Origin of the sequence: Bradyrhizobium sp., from assembly GCF_019244115.1 — a bacterium.
In the GTDB taxonomy this organism is placed as follows: domain Bacteria; phylum Pseudomonadota; class Alphaproteobacteria; order Rhizobiales; family Xanthobacteraceae; genus Bradyrhizobium.
Window position 1 is genome coordinate 1 of the sequence record NZ_JAFATE010000048.1, and the last position, 2,232, is coordinate 2,232.

Sequence of the window (2,232 nt, forward strand, 5' to 3'; positions counted from 1 at the left end):
GCTCGGGGCCGTCGCGGCCTGGGTCAGGTCTGGGTGCACGCGGCGTTGGCGGCCGTCAGCCGGTTCGTGATCGACCTGCGGGTCGGGCCGCGGGACCTGGCCACCGCCGCGGCGCTGGTGGCGTCGGTGGCGGTGTGCCTGCCGGCGGGGGCCGCGCCGCCTTTGATGCGCATCGACAACCACCGGCCGTACCCGGCGGCGCTGCTGCCGGTCGTCGGCGCGGTGCGGCACCGCCGCCGCTTGCGGCGGCGTGGCCGCACGAAGGCCCCCGGGCTGAAGCCGCCGCCGGGTCTGCTGGCCGGGGTGGTGCACAAGGTCCGCGACGCTGCGGGGAAGGTGGTCAAGGTCAAGTCCGCGGCGCTGTTCGGCCGGCTGGGGGCGATCCAGGCCCGGGTGGCCGAGCTGGGGATCGGGACGACGGTTAACCCAGATTATTCACGCTCAGTCGGACTATGACATCGACCTGGGACGTCAGGGGGCGTGGGTGGCCCTGCGGGGTGCTGGAGGCAGACTTTCCCCTACCCCGCGTGGTGATCTCAGCGTCGGTATTGGCGTGGGTGGGGGGAACGAGTGACGTCGCGACTACCCCGGGGAGGGTCGGGCCATCGCCTGGTTCACGGCCTGGCTGACCTGCAGGAAATGATCCAGGTGTGGCCAACTCCCCGAGAGCCGCACGATCACGCGCCGCGCCCGCGTGATCACCTCCGCCGCCACCTTGATCAGCCGCGTCCGCCACGTGCACGCGAAGCCTTCCCCCAGTGGGTCACGAGCACGCCGCGTGTTGAAGAACTGCTTGCGATCCGGCTCGTCCAGCGCCGCGGTGGGTAGCTCCGCCGGCAGTCCCAACGCGGCGGACGTCGGCGCCGGCTGCACGACCAGGTGCCGCAGCCGGACCAGCAGGTTCAACGCGGCCGCATGCAGGTACAGTCGGAAGAAGTTCGCCAGGAATCGGTGGTCGCTCAGGCGATCCGCCTTCAACTCGGTCTTCAGCTCCTTGTTGCGGTTCTCGCTTTCGCCGCGCAGCGCGTACTCGTCGTACACCGCCTGCGGCGACACGGCACAACCCGGGCGGTTGGTGACCACCGCCCGGCGGTTGGTCCCCTGCGCGTGGGCCTCGACCTTGATGATGACCGGCTGCGGGGCCGGCCAGCTCCCGGCCTGGTAATCGAGCGCCAGGAAGGAGCGCTGCGGCTGGCCGGTCCGTTCGTACGCGGCCACGGCCTCCGCGAGCAAGGGCTCGCTCAGCGCACGGAGTGTCGCATTCATCCCGATGCCGAAGGTGTAGCTGAGGCGCAGCTCGCGGCACACGTCGTACATCCGGGGCACGCCCAGGCCGCTGTCGCCGCGCACGTGGACGTGCAGGTCGGGCCAGACGGCGCGCAGCCGCCCCATCAGATAGCGCAGGTCGTTGTCGGCGCCGAGGGAGGCGTGACAGGTGCCGTGTCGCAATCCGACCAGCAGCACCAAGTCGTTCTCGGCGCAGGTGATGACGATCGGCAGGTACTGATATTGCTCGTAGTAGCCGTGGAACATGATCAGTTGCTGGTGCCCGTGCGCCGGGTCGTCGAAGGCGTCGATGTCGAGCGTGAGGTGCCCGGGCGCCGCGTCGAAGGATTGGATAAACAGATCGACCAGGACGTCGCGGAGCCGCCAGAGGTCGGGGATCGAGACGGCGTTCTCGAACCGCGAGAGCGTGGGCTGGCTGGCGAGGTCGGGGTCGTCGGGGAGTCGGTCGGCGAGGAGCTTGAAGACGGGGTCGGTGCGCAGGGTGTCGTGGTCATTCTGGTCCTCGTAGTCGGCGAGGATGCCGTAGACGCGTTGCCGGACCATGCTCAGGAGCGACTGCCGGGTGAGCGCCGGGTCGCGGCGGTCGTCGAGCGCGGCGGCGAACTGTTCGGTGAGCCGGATCCGCTCATCGAACTGGCGGATGGGCACGAGTCCGGCGTCGCTGGTCAGCGGTGCGGGAGAAACTTCGACCTCGACGGGCCGCGCCGGCAAAAAGTCGAAGGACAAGAGCGGAACAGACTGTAAACTCATGAGAGGCCCTCGTGTCGGCGTTGAACGTGGTGTGTGTGAACACGTTAGACGCCGCCGGGGGCCTCTCTGTTGGATCCAGTCTGAATAATCTGGGTTAAGCACCTTTTCTGGGCCGGCCGGGCAAAGTCCGTCCCTCGAATTTCGGGCGCCAGTTCGTGCCAGGCACTCTAGCCGCCTCCCGATGCGTCAACCGAC

The 2,232-nt window shown here is 69.0% G+C and carries 2 protein-coding genes; one reads left to right on the forward strand and one right to left on the reverse strand.

What is annotated here, in order from left to right:
• On the forward strand, window positions 1-456 hold a 456-nt coding region (locus JOZ76_RS02335), incomplete at its 5' end, for a hypothetical protein (RefSeq protein ID WP_291697022.1).
• Window positions 457-582: 126 nt separating this feature from the next.
• Here JOZ76_RS02335 and JOZ76_RS02340 read toward each other — a convergent pair.
• A complete protein-coding gene (locus JOZ76_RS02340) occupies window positions 583-2,037 on the reverse strand; it encodes an IS1380 family transposase (protein ID WP_291697023.1) in 1,455 nt (484 codons plus the stop codon).
• Window positions 2,038-2,232 lie beyond the last annotated feature (195 nt).

Bases quoted from the DNA above. Each gene is read 5' to 3' on its own strand.
- JOZ76_RS02340 (WP_291697023.1), bottom strand. From the start codon at position 2,037: ATGAGTTTACAGTCTGTTCCGCTCTTGTCCTTCGACTTTTTGCCGGCG.